Genomic DNA, 26608 nt, shown 5'->3' with positions numbered 1-26608 from the left:
CGCCGGCCAGGCCGCCGGGATGCCGGTGGTTTCGTCGGAGTCGCTGCTCGCGCTGAAGCGGCGGGCACGGCGCATCAACAGGGCACTGGCCGAGAAGTACCCCTACGCGCACGCGGAGCTCGATTTCACCAACCCGTTTGAGCTGCTGGTCGCCACCGTCCTTTCGGCCCAGACCACCGACGTCACGGTCAACCAGATCACGCCGCTGCTTTTCGACCGCTACCCTGACGCGCGGGCCATGGCGGAGGCGGACCCGGCCACGCTCGAGGAAATCATCAAGCCCACCGGCTTCTTCCGGGCGAAGTCACGGAACCTCCTGGCGCTGGCCACCCGGCTGGTGGATGAGTACGACGGCGTTGTGCCCGGCCGGATTGAGGACCTGGTCACCCTGCCCGGCGTGGGCCGGAAGACCGCCAACGTGGTGCTCGGAAACGCGTTCGGCATCCCGGGCATCACGGTAGACACCCACTTCGGCCGGCTGGCCCGCAGGTTCGGCTGGACCCAGTCGGAGGATCCTGTCCAGATCGAGGCCGACGTTGCCGAGCTGTTCGAGCCGAGGGACTGGACCATGCTCTCGCACCGGGTGGTCTTCCACGGCCGCCGGGTGTGCCATTCCCGGAAACCAGCCTGCGGGGCGTGCCCGGTGGCCAACTGGTGTCCCAGTTATGGCCTGGGGGAAACTGACCCGGCCAAGGCGGCCAAGCTCCTGAAATATGAGTTGGCGCCGGGCAGCGAGGCCCTGCTGGCTGAACTGCTGGCCAACACGGAGCGGGCCGCGGAGATCAGGATGGCATCCCGGAAGAGGACGCTGTGAGTGCCCGGGATGACCTGATTCGACTTGTGCGCCGGTCCGAATCCGGATTCGACGCCACCCCGGATCCCCGTTGGGCAGCCCTCACCGTGGACGAGGACCTGGCGCGAAAAGCCGCGGTGCTGATGCTTTTCGGCGCACTGGATGACGTCCCCGCCGCCTCGGGCAAGCCGCTTGCCCCCGCCGACCTCGACGTGCTGCTCCTGGAACGGGCCCACACACTGGGCTCCCACCCGGGGCAGGTCGCTTTTCCCGGCGGCAGCATCGACGCCGGCGAGTCACCGGTGGAGGCAGCCCTCCGCGAAGCCGAGGAGGAAACCGGGCTCGACGCAGGCGGCGTCGAGGTCCTGGGCACGCTCCAGCAGCTCGGCCTGGCCCACAGCAACTTCCTGGTGACCCCGGTGCTGGGCTGGTGGCACTCGCCCTCGCCGGTCCGGGTGGTGGATTACGCCGAGTCAGCCCAGGTCTTCCGGGTGCCCGTGCGGGACCTGTTGGATCCCGACAACCGCGTCATGGCCACGGTGCACCGGGCGGGGCGCACGTTCGACAGCCCAGGATTCACGGTTAACGGTGTCCTGGTATGGGGCTTTACCGGGATTGTCCTGAGCGGACTCTTCGACCAGCTGGGCTGGTCCGTCCCGTGGGACCGCACGCGCCTTCACAGGCTGGCCGTCTAAAAGGGATCTAAAAGAATAGGGAAGCCACGCGCGCCTTTGAGCGCGGCTGCCCGGTCGTGGCGGGTCCCCGGCAGAAGCCGGGGAGCCCGGTGGGTGGTGCTTCAGGCCTGTTGCTGCCTCAGGTCCACCACGATGCCTGTCGCCGCGTTTTCCCGCATCGCCTTGATGCCCTCAAGCAGCATGTTGAGCGACTTGAAGTTGGGTGACACGGCAACGATGTTGCCTTCCGCGTCTGTGAGCCGCAGCCGGTATGACTCGTCTCCTACCCGATGAATTTCGAATCTGCCCGCCATATGTCGGACCTCCCCTGGTATGCGTCGTTGCATCAGCCGTCCCGACCGGTCTGCCTCAGTCGCCGCTATGAACTGTAACGTCCGTCACGCTGCCCGTCGAGCTACTGCCGGGTAGGTTACATTCCCTGACATATGGGTATCTGTGGTTGCCTCACTTGGCGTGGTCGTAGGAGTCCACCACGGCCATGCTGACGGGAAACTCCACCGGGATGCGGCCGAACAGCAGTTCCTTGGCATCGTTGGCAGCGTCCTCGATGGCCTTGGTGCAGGCAGCCACCCGCTCCACCGGAGCATGGACCATCACTTCGTCATGGAGGAAGAAGACCAGTTCGGCACCCGGGGTACCGTCCGCGCGCAGGCCGCGCAGCCGGCGTCGTAATTCCGCGAGCCAGCAGGCCGCCCAGTCAGCGGCAGAGCCCTGGACCACGAAATTCCGGGTGAACCGGCCCCGCGACCTGGCAATGGATTCCGCGCGCCGCTGCTCCTCGGCGGTGGTGGACCGCTGGCTGTGGAACCAGCGCTCCGACGGCGGCGGGCTGCTGCGGCCCAGCCTGGTGGTGACCGTTCCGCCGGTTTCCCCGGTCCGCGCCGCACGTTCCACGAAGTCCACGGCGCGCGGATACGTCCGGGCCAGCTGGGGCATAAGCCTGCCGGCTTCCCCCGAGGTGGCCCCGTACATGGCGCCGAGCAGGGCCATCTTCGCCTTCGCGCGGTCGCCGCCGAAGCCCTTGGCGGCGATGGCTGCGTACAGGTCCTGGTCGCGCGCGGCCTCGGCCATCACGGAGTCCTGCGCCAGCGCCACCAGGACACGGGGCTCCAGCTGGGACGCGTCCGCCACGATCAGTTTGTGGCCTGGATCGGCATGCACGGCGCCGCGGACCTGGCGCGGGATCTGCAGGGCACCGCCGCCGCGCGACGCCCAGCGCCCGGAGACCACGCCGCCCACCACATACTCGGGCCGGAACCTGCCGCCCGCCACCCAGGCATCAAGCCAGGCCCAGCCGTTGGCGGTGTGGAGCCGGGAGAGTTTCTTGTACTCCAGCAGGGGCTCTATGGCCGGATGGCCGGACTCCCGCAGCTCCCACTTTCGTGTGCTTTTCACCTCGATGCCGTTGCGGTGCAGGGCCCGGATCAGGTCCTGCGGGGAGTCCGGGTTCAGGGCGGGCGCGTTCAGCAGGTTGCGCAGTTCAGCGGCCAGGGCCTCCAGCCGGGCCGGGCGGTGGCCTAATGGCGGGCGCGGCCCGAGATGGTCGGCGAGGATCTTTTCGTGCAGGTCCTCGCGCCAGGGAACGCCGGCGTGCTGCATTTCGGCGGCGATCATCGCGGCGGCGGACTCTGCGGCGAGCAGCAGCTGAAGCCGGTTGCGCTGGTTTCCCTCCGGGCCCACCGCGGCGAGGGCAGCCTGCTGCGCGGCGTACTCGGTGCGGAGCTCAGCGGGAGTGTGCCGGGGTGTTGGCGCCGTGTCCGGCTCATCGAACAGGGCGCCCTGGTCCGCCGGCGGGCGGGGCGGCAGGAGTGTTTTGGGCGGGAGGACCGGGTCCTCGGCCGGGGTCCTGTCCGCCGTGCGGGCGTACTCCGTATGGGCGGTGAACTGGGAGAAGGCGAGGATATTTCCGCAGAGAGTGAGGTCGTAGCAGCGCTCCAGTTCCACGCCGGACGCCAGCAGGCCGGGGTACCAGTCCTGCGTGCGGTGCCAGATCCAGCGCGGCGGCTGCCCGCCCTTTCGGTCATTTTCAAGCCGGCGCACGACGGCGGCAAGGTCTTCCCGGGCGATGATGCGCGCTTCGGGGTTGGCCGGCTGGGGCCCGCCCGCCTGGGTCAGTTCCTGAAGGGCCGCGCCGTGGGGGTGGGCGGCGAGCAGCAGGTACATGCTCCAATTGTGCCCTGATCCATGGGCTGGTCCGGTGCGGGCACCATCCGGCCCGGCTTTTCCACATAGCGGCCGCGGTGCCTTACCTGCTTCCCGCCGCCGGTGGAGAGTGGCTCCATGAGCAGGCACCAGTTGACCCCTTCCCACGCGGATCCAGGCAGTGCCGGCGGTTCCGCGCGGTCCTCCGGCGAGGTGGCGGCCGGGGGCGCAGGTACTGGAACCGGCCCGGGAAACGACGCCGCCGGAGCATGGCTGCCGGCCGGTGCCGACGAGGTGCTCCTGGTGACGTCGTCCACGCTCCTCCGGTCCGAGGTGGAGCGTATCGTGGCGGCCGCCGGCGCGCACCTGCGCGTCGTTGCCGACGCCGCCGAAAGCGGCCGGTACTGGGAAGGGGCGGGCGCGGTCCTGGTGGGCAGCGATATCCGCGAACTCCCGCCGCGGCGCCGGGCGCCCGCAGTGCTGGTGGGGCTTGACGGCGAAGGCGACAGCCTGTGGCACCTCGCCGCAGCCCTGGGCGCTGAACGGGTGGCGGTGCTTCCGGACGCCGCGGCGTGGCTGGCCGACCATCTCAGCAGGTCTCGTTCGCCTGCTCCCGGCGGACTGGTGCTCGGCGTGACGGGCGGGTGCGGCGGCGCCGGAGCCACCACGGCCGCCGTCTGGATCGCGCAGGCCGCCGCCGGCCTGGGGGTCCGCGTGCTACTGGTGGACGGAGATCCCTGGGGTGGAGGAGTGGAGCTCGCCCTCGCTGCCGAGGAACACCCGGGCCTGCGCTGGCCGGACCTGTCCGATGCCCGGGGCAGCATCGACCCCGTGCAGCTTTCGGACTCCCTGCCCGTGGCAGGCGGGTTCTCCTTCCTGTCATGGCCCGCCAGCAGGGACCAGCCCGTTCCGGTAGCTGCGTCCACCACGGTGGGTGTACTGGACGCTGCCCGGCGGGGCTACGAACTGGTGGTGGTGGATATCGGCCGGCGGACAGAGCCGCTCCAGGCCTTCACGTGGGATTGCGACCGGATCCTGGTGGTGGTTCCCGCGCAGCTCAAAGCTGCCGTAGCGGCGGCGCGGCTGCTCCAGGAGTTCCCGCCGGTGGAGGCTGCCCTCCTGGTCCGCGGGAAGCCCGGTTCCGCGCTGGACGGTCCACTGCTCGCCGACGCCATCGGGCTTCCCGTCCAGGGGCGGGTGCCGGAACTGCGCGGGGTGGCCGCCGCCGTCGAAGCGGGCAGGCTCCTTGACCTGGGCAAGCGGCGCAGCATCCGGCACTTCGCCGCATCCGTCCTGGACGCACTGGGTGATGACATGTTTGTGGAGGAACTCGTATGAGGCAGCACCCCGGTCCGCTGGTGCCTGGCCCGGTCGTGCCCGGACCGGACCCGGCCGGATATCCGGCAGCCCCGCCGGCCGCGGTGCCTGCCCGGCGGCGCGACAACCGCGGACAGGACAGCCGGCGCCGGGTCGACGCCGGGCTGCTGGAATCCGTGCGCGAATCGATGATGGCCGAGGCAGGTGCGGTCACGCCGTCGCGGGTGGCAGCCGCCGTGCAGGCCACCGGAAAGCTCCTGGGCACCGCCGGCGCCCTGGCCGCGGCCGAACGGATCAGTGCGGAGCTGAACGGCCTGGGTCCGCTTCAGGAACTCACGCGCGATCCCGCCACCACGGACATCTTCGTGAACGCGCCGGATTCCGTGTGGGTGGACCGGGGCCGGGGCATCGAGCGCACGGCCATCGTTTTCGACAGCGAATCCCAGCTGCGGGCACTGGCCTGCAGGCTGGTGGCAGCCGGCGGACGGCGGCTGGACGACGGCTCACCCTGCGTGGATGTGCGCCTGGCCGGGGGCTACCGCGTCCACGCCGTCCTCCCTCCGGTCTCCACGGCAGGGACCCTGATCAGCGTCCGGATCCGCCGGGAACGGGTCTTCACCATGGCCGAACTTGGCGCGGCCGGAATGTTCAGTCCGCGGCTGCAGGATGTCCTCGAAAAAGTGGTGGAGCACAGGTTGAGCTTCCTGGTCAGCGGTGCCACCGGATCGGGCAAGACCACCCTGCTGTCGACCCTGCTGGGGCTGTGCCGGCCGGAGGAGAGGCTGGTCCTGATCGAGGATGCGGCCGAACTCAATCCACGCCATCCGCACGTGGTGTCGCTCGAGTCGCGGCACGGAAACCTGGAAGGCGGTGGCGAGGTGGACCTCGGCGAACTGGTTCGGCAGGCACTGCGCATGCGCCCGGACCGGCTGGTGGTCGGCGAATGCCGCGGGGCGGAGGTACGCGAGCTCCTCACGGCCATGAACACCGGCCACAGCGGCGGGGGCGGCACCATCCATGCGAACACCGCAACCGCAGTGCCTGCAAGGCTGACGGCGCTCGGCGCCCTGGCCGGACTGGGCCCGGATGCAGTGAGGCTCCAGGCAGCAAGCGCCCTTGACGTCGTCATCCACGTTGAGCGGACTTCCCGGGGACGGGAAGTCTCCTGTATCGGCGTCATTGGCGACGGCCCGGACGGGCTGGCGGTCGTTCCCGCGCTCGAAGCCGCCGCCCGCGCACCCGGTCCCGCGTGGCCGGCGCTTGCCGCACGCCTGGGTGTCCAGGCGGGGGATCCGTGATGATCCTGCTCCTGGCCGCCGTCCTCGTCCTTGCAGCCGTCCTGCTGCTGAAGCCGCCACACGGGGCACCGGCCAGGCTGCGCCGCGCGGCAGGACACAGCCGGGCTGTCCCTTTCCCCGGGGCCGGACTGAGACGGCCATGGATTGGGCGGAAGCGGCGGGGTTCGGCAGGAAGAGGAAGCATGCCCGCAGCCGCGGCCCTGACCCTGGTGGTCCAGCAACTCGCAGCCCTGTTGAAAGGCGGCCGGACGCCCGGCCGGCTGTGGGACGAACTGTGGGTGCTGTACGGGGCGGAAGGCGGCGGTCACCCGGGGCACTCTCCGGCCAATCCGTTCCGGCTGCACCCCGCGCGGTCCCCGGACGGGAATTCAGTCGCCAACCGCTCTGCCGCCAGTCGCTCTGCCGCCAGCCGGCAGGAAGGCCCGCCCGGCGCCGGATTGTCGGCGGGTTCCGTGGCAGTGCTTGCCTCTGCCAGGGCTGCAGCAGCAGGCGGGACGCCCGTATCCGAGGCAATCCGCAGGACATTGGATGCGACGCCGGCGGTCCGGAACCGCGAAGCACGGATCTGGTCCGAGCTGGCGGCCTGTCTCGACATCGCGGAAGCCAGCGGATGCCCCCTCGCCGATGTGCTCACCCGATTTGCGGCCCAGCTTGAAGTGGAGGATGACGCCGATGCTGCCCGGCAGACGGCACTGGCAGGGCCGAAGGCCACCGTCACCCTGCTGACATGGCTGCCGCTGATGGGGTTGGGCCTGGGAGTGGCGCTGGGCGTGGATCCAGTTGCCGTTCTGCTGGGAACACCCCTGGGCCTGGCAGCGCTGGCAGCCGGACTAGTGCTCACTGCCGCCGGCCGGGTGTGGTCGGCGCGCCTGGTGTCGGCCGCCGCCGGGGCGGGAGTGCCATGAGCGGAAACGGCCCGCTGGCCGCCGCCGTCTTCCTGGCACTTGCAGGTGCCGCCTGCCTCATCTGCTCCGGCAGGTGGACGGCGAGGAAACGGCTTCGTCACCTGCGCATCACCGGACCGGACCCGGCTGCCCTGTCCGCGGGTCAAGGAGAAACCACACGCACACGGGGTGGGACGGGCCTGCGCGATACCGCCATGATGCTCGAACTGGTGGCGGCGATGCTGGACGCAGGCTCCGGCATCGGGCGGTCACTGGAACTCGTGGCAGCCTCGGCCTCAATCCGGTACCGCGCGGCGCTCCGACCGGTGGTCTCCGCCCTGTCCATCGGCGCCGACTGGGAGACCGCCTGGCACAGCTCAGCCGTCCGGCTCCCCGAGATCCTGGAATTGCGCGACGCCCTCGGCTTCGCGGCCCTGACCGGCGCGCCGTCGTCGGCCATTCTCTATGCCCAGGCCGCAAGGCTGCGCCGGGAGAGATTCCGGGCAGCAGAGAAGCGCGCCGCCTCGTTGGGCGTAAAGCTCGTGGTCCCGCTGGGCCTGTGCTCCCTTCCGGCCTTCATCTGCCTGGGCGTGGTTCCCGTCTTGCTGGCCCTGGTGCCATCCGGCAGTTAGCTACGTCCTTTCCTCCACACCGGCCCGGAAACCGGCCTTTTCCACTTAGGCCGCCCGCGCACTTACCGGTCCTGTTGGGGACCGGAAGAGTCAAGACAGCCGGCAACATCACCGGCCCCACGAAAGGAAACACCACATGTCCATGAACCACCACCGCAGTTACTACGCCGGACCTGCCCGCCCGGCGCTGTCCAGCCCGGCGCTGTCCAGCCCGGCCGCTCCGGGCCGGGAACACAACTGGTCCGGCAAAGCAGGGTCGACCACCGGCAGCACGCTGCCGGCCAACGTTGTGGAGCTCTACCCGGGTGCACGCCTGGCCCAAAAGCACAGCCGCACTGTCCGGCTGATGGGTTCGGAGGCAGGCATGGCCACCGCCGAATACGCCATCGCCACCCTTGCTGCGGTTGGCTTGGCCGGCCTCCTTGTCTTCATCCTCCGCAGCGACGAGGTCCGCGGCTTCCTGCTGACCCTGATCCGCACCGCACTGGCACTGCCGTGACCGCTGCACCGGCCGCGCTTCAGCGCCGTACACCCCGGACCGTTCCCTTCGGCCGGCGAGGCCGGGGTGCCGGCCTGACGGGACGCCGGAATGCTGGACCCGGACGCGGAAGCGGCACGTCGAACGCGGCACGCGGCGCGGTCACCGCCGAGTTCGCCGTGGTGCTTCCCGCGGTGCTTGCCCTGTTGGCCATGCTGCTGGCGGGGGCTGCGGCCGGGGCAACCCAGTTGCGGATCGAGGAGGGGGCGCGGGCCGGTGCGCGGGCCCTGGCGAGGGGCGAGGATCCCGCCAGGGTCGAGAGAACCGTCAGGACACTGGCCGGCGGCACTGCAGCAGCTACGGTCGCAGCGGAAGGCGGCTGGTACAGCATCACGGTCACGGACCGCGTGGGCGGGCCGCTGGGCTCCTCGATTCCTTGGATTCTGACGGCCCGCGCCACCACCCGCAGCGAAGCGCCCGCAGCAGCCACGGCCGTCGGGCTGACGGACGGGAGGGGCAACAGATGATCGGAGTTCACCGGCGCAGCGGACCCGTGCCTGGCTACCGGAGTGCCTCCGGGCGGCGCGGCAGCGGCCTCATTGCTCCGCTGGCTCCGCCACCTGGCGACCAGGCCGAGCGGGGCTCCGGCACGGTTCTTGCCGCTGGCCTGGCGCTGGTGGTCCTGCTCATCGCGGCCATGGTGATGCTGCTGGCCCAATCGGCGGTGCTGGGCAGCAGGGCAGCTTCGGCCGCCGACCTCGCTGCCCTGGCCGGCGCAGATGCGCTCCGCGGCCTCGCCGATGGCCAGCCTTGCGAAGTGGCAGCAACGGTGGCTGCCCGCCACTCGGCGGTGGTGGTCAGCTGCGTGGCGGGGCCTGGCCAGACACTCGAGGTCCGGACACGGCTGGACGGGTCCGTATTGGGTCCGGCCAGCGGCCATGCCCGGGCAGGACCTCCACCCGGTGGAGTTCCCTAGGCCCGCCGTGAGCCGGCGCTTGGTTCGCCGATGCCCTGCTCCCCGGTGGCTTCTTGTTGCCCTGCAGCCGCCCGCCGTCCTGTGACGTCCGACTGTCCTGTGCCGTCCGGCCGCCCGGTGATATCCGGGTGTTCCGTGGCGTCCCTCAGCAGAACGTCCAGCAGGGTGACCGCGGCGTCCTTGTCCAGAGGGTTGTTCTTGTTCCCGCACTTGGGGGACTGCACGCAGGACGGACAGCCGGAGTCGCACTCGCAGGCCTTGATCGCATCCCGGGTGGCCGCCAGCCACACTTTTGCCTTGTCAAAACCCCGTTCGGCAAAGCCGGCCCCGCCGGGGTGACCGTCATAGACAAAAATGGTGGGCACCCCGGTGTCGGCATGCAGGGCAGTGGAGACGCCCCCGATGTCCCACCGGTCGCTCGACGCCACCAGCGGCAGGAGCCCGATCGCGGCGTGCTCGGCGGCGTGCAGCGCGCCGGGGAACTGGGCTTCGATGAGGCCGACGGCGGTGAGCGACCTGTTGTCCACCACGAACCACACGGCCTTGGTGAAGAGGTCCCGGGCTCCGAGGTCCAGTGGTTCCTCGCCCAGGATCTCGTTTGAAATCAGGGCCTTGCGCTGGAAGGACACCACCTGCGTGGTGACCTTGACGTCGCCGAAGTGGACGGTGATGTCACCCCATTGCATGGTGCGCCGGGTCTCCAGCACCTCGATCTGGGTGACGTCCCGGGCAGTGGTGTAGTAGTCCGGGTTGGCCCGGCGCACCACCACGCAGTGGTCCTCCTCGTTCAGGTCCTCCACCACGTAGCTGTCGCCCTGGTGGATGTAGACCGCGCCGTTGTGCGCCTGGTAGTGGGTCTGCGGCGAGTCCATGGTGCCCAGCAGGGAACCGGTGTCCGCGTCCACGATGCTCACCGGCCCGCCGCCGTCGGCCCGCAGGTTGACCATCGCCGCGGCGCTCTGGGCGTGGGTCCAGAACCAGCCCGCGGGCCTGCGGCGGAGGTAGCCCTGCGCCACGAGCTTGTCCAGGAGCGCCTCTGCCGTTCCGCCGAAAAGGTCCAGTTCGCCGGGACCAAGGGGGAGTTCGGCGGCCGCAGCGCACAGGTGCGGGCCCAGCACATAGGGATTGGAGGGATCAAAGACCGTGGCCTCCACGGACACATCGAAGATCGCTTCCGGGTGGTTCACCAGGAAGGTGTCCAGGGGATCGTCGCTGGCCACAAAGGCGGCGATGGCCTCCTGCCCAGCCCTGCCGGCACGCCCGATCTGCTGGAACAGGGAGGCCCGGGTGCCGGGCCAGCCCGCCACCAGGACAGCGTCCAGGCCGGAAATGTCGATCCCCAGTTCCAGGGCGGAGGTGCTGGACACGCCCAGGAGCTGGCCGGAGCGGAGGGCCCGTTCCACGGCGCGGCGTTCCTCCGGGAGGTACCCGGAGCGGTAGGCCGCCACCCGCTGCGGGAGGCTCGGATCCACCTCCTCCAGGAGGCGTTTGGTGATGGTGGAGATGCTTTCCGCGCCGCGGCGCGATTTGATGAAGGCGATGGTCCGCACCTGGGCGGACACCAGGTTGGCGAGCAGGTCAGCTGTTTCGGCCACGGCAGTCCGCCGTTCCTTCGCACCGTTCTCGCCCCTGACGTCGCTCAGCGCCGGCTCCCAGAAGGCGACAGTGGTGGCCCCGTGGGGTGAGCAGTCGCTGGAAACGGCCTGCACCGGGGCGCCGATCAGCCGGGAGAAGGAGGCATCGGGGTCCGAAGCCGTGGCGGAGGCCGCGATGAACACCGGCTCCGGGAAGGAGGTGCCGGCTCCGTAATACGCGCAGATCCGCCGCAGCCGCCGCATCAGGTTTGCCACGTGGGACCCGAACACGCCCCGGTAGCTGTGGGCTTCGTCGACGATCACGTAGCGCAGCCGGCGGAAGAACCCGGCCCACCAGGCATGGTTGGGGAGGATGCCGAAATGGAGCATGTCAGGGTTGGCCAGGATGAAGTTTGCATGGTCGCGGATCCAGCGCCGGGAGGCGGGGTCGGTGTCGCCGTCGTATGTCTCGGCCCGGACGGTGGGAAGCTTCAGGGCACGGATGGCGTTCAGCTGGTCGGCGGCCAGAGCCTTGGTGGGGGAGAGGTACAGGGTGACGGCGCCGTCGTCGTGGATCTTGCCCGGATCAGCGAGGACGCGCAATTCAGACCGGTGGATGGCATCCAGCGCGGGCAGCTGGTACGCGAGTGATTTTCCTGAAGCGGTGCCGGTGGCCACCACCACATGGCCGCCGTCGTGTGCGATGTCGGCAGCCTCCACCTGGTGCCGGTAGGGCTCCCGGATGCCCAGCGAAGCGTAGGCGTCCACCAGGTCCGGATGGACCCAGGCCGGCCACGGTGCGTGGACCGCCGCACGCGCCGGCAGGGTGCGGACATGACGGAGCTGTTCCGGATCCGGGCCACGGCCCAGCATGGGAATCAGGGAGTCATGGGGGTTCACCCCAACATTGTTTCACCCACGTGGAAGGCCGCAGCCCGGTTCCCCCAAGGGCGAACCGGGCTGCGGGACAACGAAAGGGAACGGTCAGCTCAGGGACAGATCGGAACCGTCGTGGGAGGCAGACAGCATCAGCACGCGGGAGACCGTGCTCCAGCCCAAATGCGAATAGAGCTTCTGGCCGTCGACGGAGGCCAGCAGCAGCCCCGCGGTGACGTCATGCTCGAATGCCTGCGCGGCGAGGGCCCGCATGATGAAACTGCCCAGCCCGCGGCGCTGGAACCCCGGTTCCGTGATGATCTTGTCGAACACGGCGGTGTCACCCACCACGTATACCCGGCCGCTCGCGGCCAGGGCTTCGCCGGAGCGTACCTCGGCGTAGTGGACCCCGTTCTGCTCGGATGCGGAGAAGGTCAGGTCGTCGTCGGAAAGCCAGGGGTCCTCGGCGTCCTGCGTCTCCATGTCCACAATCATCATGGTCTGGGTGTCCGAGGTGACGTTCAGCCCGTGCCTGCCGGCCAGGGCTGCGTAGCGGGGGATGTCGTTGGTGAGGATCGTCAGGACACGGGGCGGAACCTCTGCCGTCTTGGCAGCCAGGGCGGCGAATTCGCCGTCAGTGGGGTCGGACGCGAAGTATTCCCATTCGCCGCTCGTGTCCGCCCGGAGTGCAGCGGGGAAACGGCCCTCTTTGGATGTCTGGTACCCGCGGCAGCCGGCCCAGCCCGCCACCCACACTTCAAGAAGGCCAGTGATGTCTTCAATCATGGTTTCCGGACTCATGGCATGAACACTATTCCAGCCGGAACTCCAGCAACAGGGTGCTTACGCAATTGTGATGGAGGAGGTCCGGGTGCATGGGCCAGCCCGGGCGGGCAGGTGCCCGGACCCCAGCCGGTACCCTTAAATACGTGGCTTTGAACCGAATCGTGCTCTTCTACGGCTTTACCCCCATCGCTGACCCGGACGCCGTGCGTCTCTGGCAGCGTGCTCTCTGCGAAAAGCTGGGCCTCACCGGGCGCATCATCATCTCCAAGGACGGCATCAATGCCACCGTGGGCGGCGAGATCGGCGCTGTAAAGCAGTACGTCAAGACAACGCGCGAATACAAGGGCTTTCACGGCATCGACGTTAAATGGTCCGACGGCGGCGCGGAGGACTTTCCGAGGCTCAGCGTCAAGGTCCGCGACGAGATCGTCTCCTTCGGCGCGCCCGGCGAGCTCAAGGTGGACCAGAACGGTGTGGTGGGCGGCGGCAAGCACCTCAAGCCCGAGGAACTGCACCAGCTGGTGGACGCCCGGAAACAGGACGGCGAAGAGGTGGTCTTCTTCGACGGCCGGAACGCCTTTGAAGCCCAGATCGGCCGGTTCAAGGACGCTGTGGTCCCGGACGTCGCCACCACCCATGACTTCATCAAGGAACTGGACTCAGGCAAGTACGACTCCCTGAAGGACAAACCCGTGGTGACCTACTGCACCGGCGGCATCCGCTGCGAGGTGCTTTCTAGCCTGATGGTGAACCGGGGCTTCAAGGAGGTCTACCAGCTGGACGGCGGCATCGTCCGGTACGGCGAAACCTTCAAGGACCAGGGCCTCTGGGAAGGCTCGCTCTACGTCTTCGACAAGCGCATGCACCTCGAGTTCAGCGAGGAGGCCAAGACCATCGGCGAATGCGCGCGCTGCTCGGCGCCCACCAGCAAGTTCGAGAACTGCTCCAACCCCAGCTGCCGCACCCTGACGCTGTATTGCGCGGAGTGCGCCGCGAGCCCCGACACGCTGCGCTGCCCCGAGGGCTGCGCGGCCTAGGCAGCATCCGGTGGCAGCCCGAAAGCCACCCTCAAAGCCGCCGCACCCGGTAGGCAAAGTTGGCTCCGGTCCTGGCCTCCACCGTGATGCTCAACGACGTCTCTGCCGAGAGGTAGATGACGTTCTCCCGGTTGACCCCGCATCTCAGGCCCAGGTCCACCAGCGTCAGCGCGTCACTGCGGACAACGAAATTGACCCGCCGCTGGCTCCGGCAGGCCAGGGCCAGTGCATAGGTGCCGGTTTCCAGCACCGGGGTGGTTTCCGTCCGCACTTCCGCCGCGGCAAGGAGCCCAGCCCCTGCATGGACTACCGGCTGCGGAGTATCGGGCAGGGTCCGCTCCACCCACGTCTCCAGTTCCCCTTCAGGCACGGGGTCGCGCCGCAGCGCGTCGCGGGTGAAAACGGGAGCGGGAGCAGCGGTAGGTTCCGCGGGGACGCCGGACCAGCCCCCGCCGTCGTCGTACGTATATTCACAGCCGCCCAACGCCATCCCGGCTGCCAGCACAAGGCCCAGGACGACGGCGGCCGCCGGCTTCCGCGCCAGCGGTGCCCGTGCTGTCCCTCCGGAAAGGGGCGCGGAGAATCTCCGCACGGTGGGCATAGTCCGACTTTAAGCCCGCAGGGCCCGGCGGGCCATACCGGGAGGACCGCTATTCGGCAGGCACCAGGTGGTAGGCGTAGATGAGGGGTGCATCCACGCTGGAGGTGCTGATCTCCACCTTGCCGGGCCCGGGCAGCGTGATCCTGGTGACTTCCCGGCTGCCGTTGCAGGCCGCCCCGGCGTCCACCACCTGGGTGCCGTTAAGCGACAGCGCGAAGAAGGCTTTCCCGCCGCCTTCGCACGTGGCCGTGAGGGTGTAGCGTCCGGCCGGAACGCTGGACGCTTCCTGCACGATGTGGTCCCGGTTCAGGATCTTCCCGGCGTCCGCCAGCACGGCTTCCGCGGGGGACGGCAGGGCAGTGGCCTGCCATTCCGGCACATCCGCGTTCTCGATTGAGACCACCGGGGAGCAGGCCGCCAGGGCGAGGGCCGCGGCGGGCATGACGGCAGCCAGCAGCTGCCCTGCGGACTTCAGCGGGCGGCGGCGGACGGCAGCCCGGCGGCGGGCACGCGGAAGGAGGGGCAGCGGAGAAGGCATGCTTCAACGCTACCCCGCGGACAGGACAGGCCAGTACGGCGCCCCGTCCAGGACCGCCGGACTAAACTTGACCGGTGCCTAGATCCCCATACGAGTTTTCCGCCGGCAGCATCCCCGACGCCCCCCGCAGCGACCGTCCCCAGCTGCTGTCAGCCCTGGCAGCAGACCTGCGCCGGACCGGCTACACGCTCGACGGCGTCGCGCAGCTCCTCGGGCCAGCAGCCTCTGCCGCGCTCAACAGGGACCAGATCATCCCGGCCCTCCTGGCCACCGAACACGCGGTCCGGCGGGACGAAAGCGCCCGGCCGCTGGCCGCCGTCGTCCGGCTGTGGCTCCTGGCCGAACCGCAGGAACGGGGCGTGCTGGACGCGGCCCTGCCGGGCGTCGGCAGCGAGGGCCTCCTGGAACTGGGGCTGGTGCAGCCCGTGCCCGGCACTACGCTGCTGGCGGCAAAGGCTGACCTGCGGCCCTACGGCTGGGACGCAAATGAGGATGGCAGCGGCGGCGCCGAGCTGTGGGTGGCCAGCGACCTCGCGGCCCACCAGCAGGAGGGGGTCCTCCGGCATGACCACGTCCTGGGCATCGGGCAGGCTTCCACCACCCTGGTGCAGACCACCGTCCGCCGCCACACACGGCGGGCCCTTGATCTTGGTACGGGGTGCGGGATCCAGGCGTTCCACCTGCTGCACCACTGCGAGCACGTGACGGCCACGGACATTTCAGAACGCGCCCTCGCCTTCACCCGCTTCAACATCCTCCTCAACGCCGAGGCCCTTTCCGTGGACCCGGACCGGTTCGAGGACCGCGTGAGCCTCCGCCTGGGATCGCTCCTGGAACCCGTGGCCGGCGAGGAGTTCGACCTGGTGGTCTCCAACCCGCCTTTCGTCATCACGCCCCGCCGCGCCGGCGAGGAAGCCGCGGGACAGTTCACGTACCGCGACGGGGGTCTGCCGGGCGATGACATCGTCTCCTCGCTGGTGGCCGATCTTCCCGGGGTCCTGGCGCCGGGCGGCACCGCACAGATGCTCGGCAACTGGGAGGTGCCCGCCGGGGCGGAGTGGCACGAGCGGCCCCGCAGTTGGGTCAGGCCCGGCACGGACGCGTGGTTCATCCAGCGCGAGCAGGTCGCCCCGGAGCAGTACGCCGAAACCTGGCTGCAGGACGCGTCCGAAGGCCGTGACCGGGAACATTACCGGGATGCCTACGCCGCCTACCTCACCGACTTCGAGTCCCGGAACGTGGAAGGGATCGGCTTCGGCATGGTCTGGCTGCGCCGTCCCCTCCCCGGCGGAGAACCGACCGTGAGCCGCTTCGAGGAAATCACCTACCCCATCGAGCAGCCCATCGGCCCCCACCTGGACGCCGCCGTCGAACGCTGCGACTGGCTCGCCGCCAACACGCTCGAGGACACGCACCTGCTGGTGGCCGAAGACGTCACCGAAGAACGGCACCAGCGGCCCGGCGCGGAGCATCCCGGCGTGATCCTGCTGCGCCAGGGGGCAGGGCTGCGGCGGACCAACCTGCTCAGCACCGAGCTTGCCGGGTTCGTTTCGGCCTGCGACGGCGACCTGACCGCCGGGCAGATCGCCGGCGCCCTGGAGGCGCTCCTCGGCGGCGGCATGGACGGCGACGGCGCGGGATTCGATGCCGGCAGCTTCCGCAGCACGCTGCTGGCAGACGTGGAAAACCTGGTCCGCGACGGCTTCCTGGTTCCGGCCCGCGCCTGAGCCTTCCGCAGCCTTTGTGCGCCACAGGGTTTTCCACACCGAATGCGCACAATTGTCCAAAATATGGTGAACTAGGCCAATATGGGCTCATCTGCCCCAGCAACCTTTTTCTGTAGGAGCACCGTGCCAAGCAAGGCCAAAACCGGCAAGAAACTCGTGATTGTGGAGTCTCCGGCCAAGAGCAAGACCATCGCCAAGTACCTGGGCGAGGGCTTCATTGTCGAGGCCTCCATCGGTCACATCCGCGACCTGCCGCAGCCTTCGGAGCTCCCCGCAGAGCTGAAGAAAACCTCGGTAGGCAAGTTCGCCGTCGACATCGAGCACGACTTCAAGCCCTACTACGTGGTGTCCGCGGACAAGAAGAAAAAGGTCACCGAACTGAAGGCGGCGCTCAAAGACGCCGACGAACTCTACCTCGCAACCGATGGGGACCGCGAGGGCGAAGCCATCGCGTGGCACCTGCTGGAAGTGCTCAAGCCCAAGGTCCCGGTGTACCGGATGACGTTCGGCGAAATCACCAAGGAAGCCATCCAGCGCGCCATGGGGAACCTGCGCGACGTCGACTCCGCACTGGTGGACGCCCAGGAAACCCGGCGCATCCTGGACCGCCTTTACGGCTACGAGATCTCGCCCGTCCTGTGGCGCAAGGTGGCCCGCGGCCTGTCCGCCGGCCGCGTGCAGTCCGTGGTCACCCGCATGGTGGTGGACCGCGAACGCGAACGCATGGCGTTCAAGGCCGCGTCCTACTGGGACCTGACCGGCCAGTTCGGCGCCGACTCCGGCTCCTTCAAGGCCAAGCTCGCCGCCGTGGACGGCGCGAAGGTCGCCACCGGCCGCGACTTCAACGACGACGGCGTCCTCGTCTCCAAGAACGTCGCCCACCTCAACGAGGAACTGGCGGCGTCCCTGGCCGCCGGCCTGCAGGACGCGGACTTCCGCGTCCGGTCGGTGGACACCAAGCCGTACACCCGGCGCCCCGCCGCACCGTTCACCACCTCCACGCTGCAGCAGGAAGCGGGCCGCAAGCTGCGGTTCTCCTCCAAAAGCACCATGCAGATCGCGCAGCGGCTGTATGAAAACGGCTACATCACCTATATGCGTACGGACTCCTCCGCGCTGAGCGACGAGGCCATCACGGCCGCCCGCCGGCAGGCGTCGGAGCTGTACGGCCCCGAATACATTCCGGGCTCGCCCCGGGTCTACTCCAACAAGGCCGCGAACGCGCAGGAAGCCCACGAGGCCATCCGTCCCGCCGGCGACTCGTTCCGAACCCCGGCCCAGGTGGCCAAGCAGTTGTCCGGCGACGAATTCCGGCTCTACGAACTGATCTGGAAGCGGACCGTCGCCTCCCAGATGGCCGACGCCAAGGGCTCGACCGCCACCATCCGCCTCGGTGCGGTGGCTTCGGACGGCCGGGACGCAGAATTTTCCGCTTCCGGCACCGTCATCACCTTCCCCGGCTTCCTGGCCGCCTATGAAGAGGGCAAGGACGAGACCCGCGGCGACGACGACTCCGACGAAGGCCGTCGGCTGCCCAACGTGGCCAAGGACGACGCCCTCACGGCCTCGGAGATCGTGGCCGTGGGCCACGAGACATCCCCGCCGCCGCGGTACACCGAAGCGTCCCTGACCGCCGAGCTGGAAAAAAAGGGCATCGGCCGGCCGTCCACCTACGCGTCCACCATCTCCACCATCCAGGACCGCGGCTACGTCCGGAAGCAGGGCTCCGCCCTGGTGCCCAGTTGGATCGCGTTCTCCGTCATCCGCCTGCTGGAGCAGCACTTCAGCGACTACGTGGACTACGAATTCACGGCCGACATGGAAGGCGACCTGGACAAGATCGCAAACGGCCAGGCCGTGGGCGCCTCCTGGCTGCGCCATTTCTACTTCGGCGAGGATTCGGACCCCGGCCTGCTGAGCATCGTCAACAACCTGGGCGAGATCGACGCCCGGGAAATCAACTCCATTCCCATTACCGACGAGATCACCCTTCGGGTGGGCAAGTTCGGACCCTACCTGGAGAGCTCCGCCGCTACCGTCGACCCCAAGACGGGAGAGATCGTGGAATCGGCGCGCGCGAACGTGCCGGAGGACCTTGCCCCGGATGAACTTACCGCGGCCAAGGCCATCGAGCTGATGGAGACCGCCGCCCCCGAGGAACGCGTGCTCGGCACCGATCCGCACACCGGTCACACCATCGTGGCCAAGAACGGCCGCTACGGCGCGTATGTCACCGAGATCATCCCCGAGATGACCGAGGAACAGATCGCCGCACAGCCCGTCGAGTACTACAAGAACGGCAAGCCCAAGCCGCCCAAGAAGCCGGTCAAGGCCAAGCCGCGCACCGGTTCGCTCTTCAAGTCCATGACGGTGGAGTCGGTGACTTTGGACGAAGCCCTGCAGCTCATGAGCCTGCCGCGGGTGCTGGGCGAGGACGCTGAGGGCAACCCCATCACCGTGCAGAACGGCCGTTTCGGCCCGTACCTGAAGAAGGGCACGGACTCCCGGTCCATCGGCTCGGAAGAGGAAATTTTCACCATCACGCTGGAGCAGGCACTGGAGATCTACTCCCAGCCGAAGCAGCGCGGTGCCCGTGCGGCCGTGCCGCCGCTTGCGGAGTTCGGCCCGGACCCGGTGTCCGAGAAGAACATTGTGGTGAAAGAGGGCCGCTTCGGCCCGTACATCACCGACGGCATCACCAACATCACTGTTCCGCGCGCCACCTCCCTGGAGGAACTGACGCGGGAACAGGCGGTGGAGCTCCTCGCCGAGAAACGTGCCAAGGGGCCGGTCAAGCGCACCGCCACGCGCAAGGCACCGGCCAAGAAGAAGGCCACAGCCAAGAAGTAGGTCACGCTGGTGGTTGGGCCGTGGTCCAACCACCAGCGGGAATTGCGCGGGCCCACCCGAACGTGATCGGGTAGGGGGATGACTGAACAGCCTGCAATTGCCGATCCCACTCCGCTGAACGACCTCGAGGAGCAGCTCGCCAAAGGCGGACAGCCGGACGCAAGCCCCGTGGACGTCATCCTGTCCTTCCTTAACAGCGAGGTCTACATCATCAGCTCGGACACGGTGGAGGGCGAAGACTCCCAGGTGGAGCCGCTGGTCCTGGCCAACGCCGAGGGTGACCCCGTACTGGCTGTCTTCTCGCACCCGAGCCGGGTGGACCGGCCGTACCTGGACGCCGCGCCGAACGTGCTGGGCACCCAGGGGGCAGCGATCATCGCCAACATCGGTGAGGAGCTGGGCATGGTGATAAATCCCGGCGCTGCCTACGGCTTCGAAATCAACCCGGAGGGCGTGGCCAACATCAAGCGCGACTTCAAGCGTGCGGATGAACTTCCGGACGGCGCTCCGGAGAACCCCGCAGGCAACTAAGCAGGTCAACGGGCTGCGCGCCGAGTTGGAATACGGCGCCTGCGCCGGTGAATAATGTCACCATGCGGCTAGGCGTCCTCGATATCGGGTCCAACACTGTCCATCTTCTGCTGGTGGATGCCCACCCTGGCGCGCGGCCGGTTCCTTTTGCCTCGCACAAGCGACCCCTGTCCCTGGTCCAGTACCTTGAACCGGACGGCAGCATCAGCGACGCCGGGCAGCACGAACTCACGGAGTTTGTCCTGGAAGCCTGGGAGTTCGCAGCCCGGCATAAGGCCGAGGACCTGCTGGCGTTCTGTACCTCGGCCATCCGTGAAGCCACCAACGGGCCGGACGTGCTGGCCCGGGTCAAGCATGAAACAACGGTGACGCTGCAGGAGCTCAGCGGCAGCGAAGAGGCGTCCATGACGTTCTTCGCCGTCCGGCGCTGGCACGGCTGGGGCGCCGGGCCCATCCTGAACCTGGATATCGGCGGCGGGTCCTTTGAAATGGCCTTCGGCCAGGATGAGCTGCCCGAGCTGGCCACTTCGGTGCCGCTCGGCGCCAGCAGGCTCACCCGGGATTGGCTCCCCGATGATCCGCCCACTGCCAAAAGCGTCAAGGAACTCCGGCGCTATATCCGGGCCACGCTGAAGCCGGCTGTCCGTGAGTTCGACGGGCTGGGCAGGGCCAACGTGGTTGCCGGCACGTCGAAAACTTTCCGGTCCCTTGCCCGGATTGCCGGGGCAGCCCCCAGCGACGCCGGTCCTTACGTCAAACGCGAGCTCAACGCCACGGACCTGGGCATCTGGGCCCAGCGCATCTCCGCTATGAAGGCCGAGGACCGTCTGCACCTGCCGGGCGTCTCGGAAGCGCGTGCCCACCAGCTGCTGGCCGGCGCGCTGGTTGCCGAGGCCGCACTGGAACTGTTTAAGTTCAAGAAGCTGCGGATCTGTCCCTGGGCCCTGCGCGAGGGCCTCATCCTCCGGCGGCTCGACCAGCTGGTGTTTGACGGGCCGCTCGAGCCTGCGCCGCACATTACGCCGCCCCAGGCTGCTGGGGTCGCCGCCATCCAGTGACCCGGCTCGGGGGAGCCGGCACCAAAGGCTGCTGCTTAAAAGCGGAAACACCGGGGCCGGCAACAGGAAAAATGGGGGAAAACCTGTTGCCGGCCGCCGGTGTCCTGGCAGGCATCCCCATGCCTGCCGCATCACTCGCACCCTCAATGAGGTAATTACTACAGTAGGGGTGCCAGATGTGAGCTACCTGCAGTGAACATGGGAGCAACCTGTGAATAGTGCGTTGCAATGCGGGTGCGTAAGGAATCGGCACGCACCATGCCTAACTGCAATGATGGAGCCATGAGCAACCGAATCGCCTTCCTTGGCTGTGGGTCCATGAACGAAGCCATCCTGAGTGGTTTGCTGGAAGCGGGGACGGATCCGGCGGACATCGTCGCCACCGTCCGGCGCGCCGAGCGGGCCGCGGAACTGGCCGAGCGGTACCACGGGATCACGGCCATCGCCGGCGACGAGGAGCCGGACAACAACAAGCAGGCCACCAAGGGGTCCGGAGTGGTGATCCTCGGGGTAAAGCCGGTCGGAATTACCGACCTTGCCCGGGAAATCAGCGGTGCCCTGGCCCCGGACACCGTGGTGGTGAGCGTAGCGGCGGCCGTGTCCATCGCCCAGCTCGAGGCCGCCCTCCCTGCAGGCCAGCCGGTCATCCGGACCATGCCCAACACCCCGGCCAAGCTGGGCCGCGGCGTGGTGTCCGTGTCCCCGGGAACCAACTGCAGCCCGGAACAGCTGCAAAAGGTGAAGGACATCCTGCAGTGCGCCGGAACCGTCGTCGAGGTCCCTGAAGAGCAGGTGGACGCCCTTTCGGCCATTAGCGGCTCAGGTCCCGCCTACGCGTTCTACCTTGCTGAGGCGATGGCCGCGGCCGGCGAGGAACTGGGCCTGGACCGCGAACTGTCCCTGCTCCTGGCCCGCGAAACGGTCGCCGGGGCCGGGCTCATGCTCGCAGAGCCGGGCGCCGATCCGTCCGCCCTCCGCAAAGCCGTCACCAGTCCCAAGGGCACCACGGAACGGGCCATCGCCACGTTCGACGAGCGGGGCATGCCCTCCATCATCGCCGCAGGCGCCCGCGCGGCGGCTGACCGGGCAGCGGAGATCACCCGCCAGCTCGGCTAGCCAGTAGTTTTTGTCCAGATATGGCGGCTTTCCCGGCCCGGAAGTCACCGTATCTGGACGAAAACTCTCGGCAGGGCTAGGGGCGGGCGGCGAACCGTTCCAGCAGGTCCACATGCCCGGACACGATCAGCATGTCGCGGGAGGACACCTTGGTTTCCGGGCGTGCATAGGTGAAGTCCTCGCCCGGGGACTTCACCCCCACGATCGTCACACCGTACTTGGACCGCACCTTGGACTCGTCCAGGGTGAAGCCGACGGTCTCGCGCGGCGGGTACATCTTCACGATGGCGAAGTCGTCGTCGAACTCGATGAAGTCCAGCATGCGCCCCGAAACCAGGTGTGCGGCACGGACGCCGGCGTCGGCCTCGGGGTAAATCACGTGGTTGGCACCGATGCGGGTGAGGATCTTGCCGTGCGACGGCGTGATCGCCTTGACCCACAGGTGCTCGATGCCCAGGTCCACCAGGTTAACGGTGATCAGTACCGAGGACTCGATGGACGTGCCGACGCCCACCACCGCGGAGCTGAATTCCTGCGCGCCGAGCTGGCGGAGGGCGTCGATGTTCGTGGCGTCTGCTTCCACCACGTGGGTGAGGAGGGGCGCGAACTTCTGCACCAGGGTCCTGTCCCGCTCGATCGCGAGCACTTCCCTGCCCTGCTTGACCAGCTGCTCTGCCGTGGATGAACCAAACCGGCCCAGTCCGATCACCAGCACGGGGGCATTGTGGGCGGGGCGCCGTGGGGCGTCTGGGGAACTAGCCAATGATCGGCCTCTCTTCGGGATAGTGGTACAGCTGGCTGCGCTGGCGCAGCGCCAGGGCGGCGGCGAGGGTCACGGTGCCCACACGGCCGGCGAACATGAGGGCCGTCAGGACGTAGACGCCCTCCGGCGCCACTTCGGCGCTGAGGTTTGTACTCAGCCCCACGGTGGCGAAGGCGGAGATCGTTTCGAACAGCACCCGGTCCAGGGAGGCACCGCTGATGTGGAGCAGCAGGAACGCCGAAACCGACACCAGGGTTGCCCCGGCGACAATCACGGAGATGGCCACCCGCATGCTGCCCTCAGGGATGGTCCTGCCATAGACTTTGACATCCCTGTCACCGCGGGCTTCTGCGACGATGGCCAGGAACATCACGGCAATGGTGGTCACCTTGATGCCGCCGGCCGTTGACGCGGAGCCGCCGCCGGCAAACATGAGTGCGTCCGTGAGCAGCATGGTGGTGGATTCCATCTGGTTCTGGTCCACCAGGTTGAAGCCCCCGGACCGCATCATGACGGACGCGAATAAAGAATGCGTGACCTTGTCGCCCATGTCCATCGTCCCGATGGTCCGCAGGTTGTCCCATTCCATCACGGCCCACAGGACGGTGCCCGCCACCAAGAGGATGAATGAGACCTGGATGGTGAGTTTGGTGTGCAGGTTCCACTTTTTCCAGTTCAGCCCGTTCTGCTGCAGGACCATGACCACGGGAAAGCCCAGGCTGCCCAGGAAGACACCGAGCATCAGGGGAACCAGGATCCACAGGTCGGTTTCGTAGGGCACGATGCCGTCCGAGTGCGGAGTGAAGCCTGCATTGTTGAAGGAGGAGATGGCGTAAAAAATCCCGTGCCAGACAGCCTGCCAGAACGGCTCCCCCAGGACCAGGAACCGGGGGATCAGGACCAGGGCCAGGATTCCTTCAATCACCACGGACGTTGTGATGACGATCCGCAGCAGGGTACCTACCTCACCCAGTCGCCCTGCGTTGTTCATGGATTCCGCTGCAATGATCTTGCCCCGGACCCCAAGGCGCTTGCTCACCATCAACGCCAGGAGCGAGGCCAGGGTCAGGGTTCCCAAACCGCCAATAAACACACCGATGAGGATGACCAGCTGGCCGAAGAAGGACCAGTGGACAGCCGTTGAGACCACGGTGAGGCCGGTGACGCACACCGCAGAGACGGCTGTGAACATCGCCTGGTGGAGCGGGGTGGCTGTTCCGGAGGCAGAGGAGACCGGCAGGGAGAGAATGAAAGTGAACACCAGGCACACGGCAGCGAATACCGTCAGGGCAAGCCGGGCCGGGGAGGTGTTGGCGATGTCGTCGACGAAGTCGCGCAGCCGCGTCAGTATCCAGAGGCCCTCCCGCTCCTGCGCGGGGTGCCAGCTGGCCGGGTTCCGCGGCCTCGACTGGCTTTGCGTCATGTGTGGCTTTTCCTCGGTTGAATCTGCTTCCCCCAGTAGTAAACCACTAATGCCCGCGTAATGGCCGGGCTGGACGGGCCCCGTGCTCGGGTAGCCTGTGATTGATGACATACCTGCCCGGTCTCAGCAAGCCCGCCCCGCCAACGGTGGTGGCGTGGGGTCCTGACATGACCGCCTACAACTTCGGCCCGGGCCACCCGATGGCGCCGGAGCGAATGGATCTCACCGCCCGCCTGGCGCAGAGCCTTGGCCTGTTCGACTTGGACCACGTTTCGGTGGAAGCTCCCGAGGTGGCCAGCGACCCCGAACTTGAGCTGGTGCACTCGCCCGAATTCGTGGCGGCCGTGCGGCGGGTCAGCGCCAACCCTTCGGAACCGGACGAGGCGCGGGGCCTGGGCACCGAGGACGATCCGGCGTTCGCGGGCATGCATGAGGCGGCCGCCCGGCTGGCCGGCGGCTCCCTGCTGTGTGCCGCCCAGATCCTGGACGGTTCAGCGCTGCACGCCGTCAACTTCGGCGGGGGCATGCACCATGCCGCCCGCGACCGTGCCAGCGGCTTCTGCATCTACAACGATGCCGCGCTCGCCGTGCAAAGGCTGCTCGACGGCGGCATCCGCAAGGTGGCATATATCGACGTCGATGCGCACCACGGAGACGGGACGGAAAGCATCTTCTGGAATGACCCCCGGGTGCTGACGCTCTCACTGCACGAGTCCGGCCTCACCCTGTTTCCGGGAACCGGGTTCGCCAACGAAATCGGCGGGCCCCAGGCGGAGGGGACAGCGGTAAACCTCTCCCTGCCCGCGGGAACCGGCGACGCCGGCTGGCTCCGGGCCTTCTACGCGGTGGTTCCGCAGCTCGTGGCCGCCTTCGGGCCGGAGGTGATCGTCAGCCAGCACGGCTGCGACTCCCACCGCACGGATCCGCTGACGCACCTCAATCTCAGCGTGGACGGCCAGCGGGAGGCGGCCAGCGCCGTCGGGCAACTCGCCGAACGCTTCTGCGGAGGCCGCTGGATTGCCACCGGCGGCGGCGGGTACAACGTCCTGGATGTGGTTCCCCGGTCGTGGAGCCACCTGGTGGCCATCGCGGCGGGGCGGCCCGTCCCCCTGCGAGCCGCCGTACCCCAGGATTGGCGGGACTACGTGGAGGACAAGTTCGGGGCAGCGACCCCCGCGCTGATGGGCGACGACGTGGAGCTCTGGTGGCGGTCCTGGGAGGTGGGTTTCGACCCCAACGACGCCGTGGACCGCACCGTGATGGCCACCCGCAAGGCAGTGTTTCCGCTGCACGGCCTGGATCCCTGGTTCGACTAGGCCTGCATCAGGCGGTGGTCTTTTCGGTCTGGAAGACCACTCCCGCCGCGCCGATCAGCCATCCCAGCAGGGACAAGGCGAACGCACCGATCAGGTCCGTGGAGGCCGTTCCCTTGCCCAGCCACAGAAGCAGGACCAGCAGCCCCACCGCCAGGTAGACGACTATGGCCGCGATGATCCGGCCGGAGAGCCTGGCTGCCACTTCTGCAGGGTCGAACGGCATGGTGCGTTGCGCCGCGGCACGGCCGGCGGGTCCGGACGCCTCGGCCTGGCGGACCTCGGCGATGGTGAACCCCAGCGCGGATGCGGTCAATGAACTCAGCGACGTCGCCAGGACACCCGCCGCCGTCACCAAGGCGCCGTTCAGGGGCGGAGCCACTGTCCGCCCGTCCGGCACCCAGAACCCGACGCGGAGCAGAACGGTGCCCCAGACCGCCACGAAGAGGGCCAGGAACACGAAGGCGATGATGTTGAACAGGTGCCGGCGCAGGACGTCCATGCTGTGTTCTAGCACCGGCAGGGGCTGCGGGCAATAGGCCGCTGCGGGGCCGAAATAGTTGATGCCTTTCGGCGTATATGTCGCTAGGGTGGGAGGCATGGTGACAGACGACGTATTTGCCGTCATTGCGGAATCGACCCGGCGGGACATTCTGGTGTCCCTTCGTTCCGGGGACAAGGCCGTGGGGGAACTGGTGGAGGAACTGGCAGCAAGCCAGCCCACCATTTCCAAGCACCTGAAGGTCCTGCGCGAAGCCCAGCTGGTCAGCATGCGCGCCCAGGGCCAAAAGCGGTACTACGCGCTGAACCGCAAGCCCCTCGAGGGTATCGCCAGCTGGCTTGAAACGTTCGACGTCGGGTCCCCGGCAGCGGCCGGCACGTCCGGAAAGGCCGCGGCGCAGCCCGCCGCTCCCCGCGAAGCAGCAGCCGCCGGCGGGGAAACGCCCGAAGCCGTCGCCGCGGGCGCCGTCTCCGAAGGCGTTCTGGCGCCCGACGGCGCGGAACTGAGTCCCGCCGTCGTCATCCCTGGCGGTACCGCCACCCCGCTCAGCGATGACAGCGTTCCCCAGCAGATCGGACGCACCGTGGGCCGTGCGGCCACCCGCGCGGCCGACCTGCTGGCAAACCTCCCCAAGTTCGGGCGGAAGAAGTAGTTAACCGGTGGTTGAGCCTGTCGAAACCCGGGTTTCGACAGGCTCA

The 26608-nt window shown here is 68.2% G+C and carries 26 protein-coding genes; 17 read left to right on the top strand and 9 right to left on the bottom strand.

The window, feature by feature from the left end; translation table 11 throughout:
* Nucleotides 1-19: 19 nt before the first annotated feature.
* Nucleotides 20-814, top strand: coding sequence for an endonuclease III (nth, locus tag ACJJV6_RS04465; RefSeq protein WP_407710466.1), 795 nt, complete (start codon nt 20-22; stop codon nt 812-814).
* Nucleotides 811-1488, top strand: coding sequence for an NUDIX hydrolase (locus ACJJV6_RS04460; protein WP_407710035.1), 678 nt, complete (start codon nt 811-813; stop codon nt 1486-1488). The genes nth and ACJJV6_RS04460 overlap by 4 nt, the downstream gene beginning before the upstream one ends.
* A 101-nt stretch (nt 1489-1589) precedes the next feature.
* Here the strand turns inward: ACJJV6_RS04460 and ACJJV6_RS04455 are convergent, their stop codons facing one another.
* Nucleotides 1590-1781: a DUF1508 domain-containing protein gene (locus tag ACJJV6_RS04455; protein ID WP_133348851.1), complete on the bottom strand. Its 192-nt coding sequence runs from the start codon at nt 1779-1781 to the stop codon at nt 1590-1592.
* Nucleotides 1782-1932: 151 nt separating this feature from the next.
* Entirely contained in the window at nt 1933-3651 is a 1719-nt protein-coding gene (locus ACJJV6_RS04450) for a bifunctional 3'-5' exonuclease/DNA polymerase (RefSeq protein WP_407710034.1), read from the bottom strand.
* Between the two features lie 117 nt (nt 3652-3768).
* Between ACJJV6_RS04450 and ssd the strand changes: the two genes are divergently transcribed.
* From ssd to ACJJV6_RS04415, 7 genes are all read left to right on the top strand, one after another.
* Nucleotides 3769-4968 (top strand): septum site-determining protein Ssd, encoded by a 1200-nt coding sequence (gene ssd / locus ACJJV6_RS04445; RefSeq protein ID WP_407710033.1) that lies wholly within the window; start codon nt 3769-3771, stop codon nt 4966-4968.
* The gene (locus ACJJV6_RS04440) at nt 4965-6245 is read left to right on the top strand and encodes a TadA family conjugal transfer-associated ATPase (RefSeq protein WP_407710032.1); all 1281 of its coding nucleotides are present in this window, start codon (nt 4965-4967) and stop codon (nt 6243-6245) included. The genes ssd and ACJJV6_RS04440 overlap by 4 nt, the downstream gene beginning before the upstream one ends.
* Nucleotides 6245-7150, top strand: coding sequence for a hypothetical protein (locus tag ACJJV6_RS04435; protein ID WP_407710465.1), 906 nt, complete (start codon nt 6245-6247; stop codon nt 7148-7150). Before ACJJV6_RS04440 ends, ACJJV6_RS04435 begins: the two co-directional genes overlap by 1 nt.
* Nucleotides 7147-7761 (top strand): type II secretion system F family protein, encoded by a 615-nt coding sequence (locus ACJJV6_RS04430; RefSeq protein ID WP_407710031.1) that lies wholly within the window; start codon nt 7147-7149, stop codon nt 7759-7761. The genes ACJJV6_RS04435 and ACJJV6_RS04430 overlap by 4 nt, the downstream gene beginning before the upstream one ends.
* Nucleotides 7762-7897: 136 nt before the next feature.
* On the top strand, nt 7898-8260 hold the full coding sequence (locus ACJJV6_RS04425; RefSeq protein ID WP_407710030.1) for a DUF4244 domain-containing protein: 363 nt from the start codon (nt 7898-7900) through the stop codon (nt 8258-8260).
* Nucleotides 8257-8766 carry a TadE family type IV pilus minor pilin gene (locus ACJJV6_RS04420; protein ID WP_407710029.1) on the top strand — a complete coding sequence of 170 codons (510 nt, stop codon included), beginning with the start codon at nt 8257-8259 and terminating at the stop codon, nt 8764-8766. The genes ACJJV6_RS04425 and ACJJV6_RS04420 overlap by 4 nt, the downstream gene beginning before the upstream one ends.
* On the top strand, nt 8763-9215 hold the full coding sequence (locus tag ACJJV6_RS04415) for an Rv3654c family TadE-like protein (RefSeq protein WP_407710028.1): 453 nt from the start codon (nt 8763-8765) through the stop codon (nt 9213-9215). Before ACJJV6_RS04420 ends, ACJJV6_RS04415 begins: the two co-directional genes overlap by 4 nt.
* On the opposite strand, the gene ACJJV6_RS04410 is transcribed toward ACJJV6_RS04415, so the two are convergent.
* Both ACJJV6_RS04410 and ACJJV6_RS04405 read right to left on the bottom strand, forming a co-directional pair.
* Complete coding sequence (locus tag ACJJV6_RS04410; protein WP_407710027.1) at nt 9212-11689, bottom strand: DEAD/DEAH box helicase; 2478 nt, start codon at nt 11687-11689, stop codon at nt 9212-9214. The genes ACJJV6_RS04415 and ACJJV6_RS04410 overlap by 4 nt on opposite strands.
* A gap of 84 nt (nt 11690-11773) precedes the next feature.
* Nucleotides 11774-12466 carry a GNAT family N-acetyltransferase gene (locus ACJJV6_RS04405; protein ID WP_407710026.1) on the bottom strand — a complete coding sequence of 231 codons (693 nt, stop codon included), beginning with the start codon at nt 12464-12466 and terminating at the stop codon, nt 11774-11776.
* Nucleotides 12467-12594: 128 nt separating this feature from the next.
* Between ACJJV6_RS04405 and ACJJV6_RS04400 the strand changes: the two genes are divergently transcribed.
* Nucleotides 12595-13488, top strand: a complete 894-nt coding sequence (locus tag ACJJV6_RS04400; RefSeq protein WP_035753137.1) for a rhodanese-related sulfurtransferase — start codon at nt 12595-12597, stop codon at nt 13486-13488.
* A gap of 31 nt (nt 13489-13519) precedes the next feature.
* Here the strand turns inward: ACJJV6_RS04400 and ACJJV6_RS04395 are convergent, their stop codons facing one another.
* Together ACJJV6_RS04395 and ACJJV6_RS04390 are read right to left on the bottom strand one after the other, a co-directional pair.
* Complete coding sequence (locus ACJJV6_RS04395) at nt 13520-14089, bottom strand: hypothetical protein (protein WP_009358547.1); 570 nt, start codon at nt 14087-14089, stop codon at nt 13520-13522.
* 49 nt (nt 14090-14138) lie between these two features.
* Nucleotides 14139-14627 carry a hypothetical protein gene (locus ACJJV6_RS04390; RefSeq protein ID WP_009358546.1) on the bottom strand — a complete coding sequence of 163 codons (489 nt, stop codon included), beginning with the start codon at nt 14625-14627 and terminating at the stop codon, nt 14139-14141.
* Nucleotides 14628-14701: 74 nt separating this feature from the next.
* On the opposite strand from ACJJV6_RS04390, the gene ACJJV6_RS04385 reads away from it, so the two are divergent.
* From ACJJV6_RS04385 to proC, 5 genes are all read left to right on the top strand, one after another.
* Nucleotides 14702-16354: a methyltransferase gene (locus ACJJV6_RS04385; RefSeq protein WP_407710025.1), complete on the top strand. Its 1653-nt coding sequence runs from the start codon at nt 14702-14704 to the stop codon at nt 16352-16354.
* A 123-nt stretch (nt 16355-16477) separates the two neighbouring features.
* The gene (gene topA / locus ACJJV6_RS04380) at nt 16478-19204 is read left to right on the top strand and encodes a type I DNA topoisomerase (protein WP_133348874.1); all 2727 of its coding nucleotides are present in this window, start codon (nt 16478-16480) and stop codon (nt 19202-19204) included.
* A 78-nt stretch (nt 19205-19282) separates the two neighbouring features.
* Complete coding sequence (locus ACJJV6_RS04375; protein ID WP_407710024.1) at nt 19283-19735, top strand: SseB family protein; 453 nt, start codon at nt 19283-19285, stop codon at nt 19733-19735.
* A gap of 62 nt (nt 19736-19797) precedes the next feature.
* Entirely contained in the window at nt 19798-20793 is a 996-nt protein-coding gene (locus tag ACJJV6_RS04370; protein ID WP_407710023.1) for a Ppx/GppA phosphatase family protein, read from the top strand.
* A 282-nt stretch (nt 20794-21075) separates the two neighbouring features.
* Nucleotides 21076-21909 carry a pyrroline-5-carboxylate reductase gene (gene proC / locus ACJJV6_RS04365; RefSeq protein WP_407710022.1) on the top strand — a complete coding sequence of 278 codons (834 nt, stop codon included), beginning with the start codon at nt 21076-21078 and terminating at the stop codon, nt 21907-21909.
* 76 nt (nt 21910-21985) lie between these two features.
* Here proC and ACJJV6_RS04360 read toward each other — a convergent pair whose 3' ends face one another.
* Together ACJJV6_RS04360 and ACJJV6_RS04355 are read right to left on the bottom strand one after the other, a co-directional pair.
* Nucleotides 21986-22624, bottom strand: coding sequence for a TrkA family potassium uptake protein (locus ACJJV6_RS04360; RefSeq protein WP_009358540.1), 639 nt, complete (start codon nt 22622-22624; stop codon nt 21986-21988).
* A 40-nt stretch (nt 22625-22664) separates the two neighbouring features.
* Nucleotides 22665-24095 carry a TrkH family potassium uptake protein gene (locus ACJJV6_RS04355; RefSeq protein WP_133348882.1) on the bottom strand — a complete coding sequence of 477 codons (1431 nt, stop codon included), beginning with the start codon at nt 24093-24095 and terminating at the stop codon, nt 22665-22667.
* Between the two features lie 104 nt (nt 24096-24199).
* On the opposite strand from ACJJV6_RS04355, the gene ACJJV6_RS04350 reads away from it, so the two are divergent.
* Complete coding sequence (locus ACJJV6_RS04350; RefSeq protein ID WP_407710021.1) at nt 24200-25411, top strand: acetoin utilization protein AcuC; 1212 nt, start codon at nt 24200-24202, stop codon at nt 25409-25411.
* Between the two features lie 7 nt (nt 25412-25418).
* Here ACJJV6_RS04350 and ACJJV6_RS04345 read toward each other — a convergent pair whose 3' ends face one another.
* Nucleotides 25419-26009: a hypothetical protein gene (locus ACJJV6_RS04345; protein WP_407710020.1), complete on the bottom strand. Its 591-nt coding sequence runs from the start codon at nt 26007-26009 to the stop codon at nt 25419-25421.
* Here ACJJV6_RS04345 and ACJJV6_RS04340 point away from each other — a divergent pair.
* Nucleotides 26008-26562, top strand: coding sequence for an ArsR/SmtB family transcription factor (locus ACJJV6_RS04340; protein WP_407710019.1), 555 nt, complete (start codon nt 26008-26010; stop codon nt 26560-26562). The genes ACJJV6_RS04345 and ACJJV6_RS04340 overlap by 2 nt on opposite strands.
* The last annotated feature ends 46 nt before the right edge of the window (nt 26563-26608 follow it).

Origin of the sequence: Arthrobacter nitrophenolicus, from assembly GCF_045833485.1 — a bacterium.
GTDB lineage: Bacteria > Actinomycetota > Actinomycetes > Actinomycetales > Micrococcaceae > Arthrobacter > Arthrobacter nitrophenolicus.
This window is presented reverse-complemented; position numbering and strand designations above follow the sequence as displayed.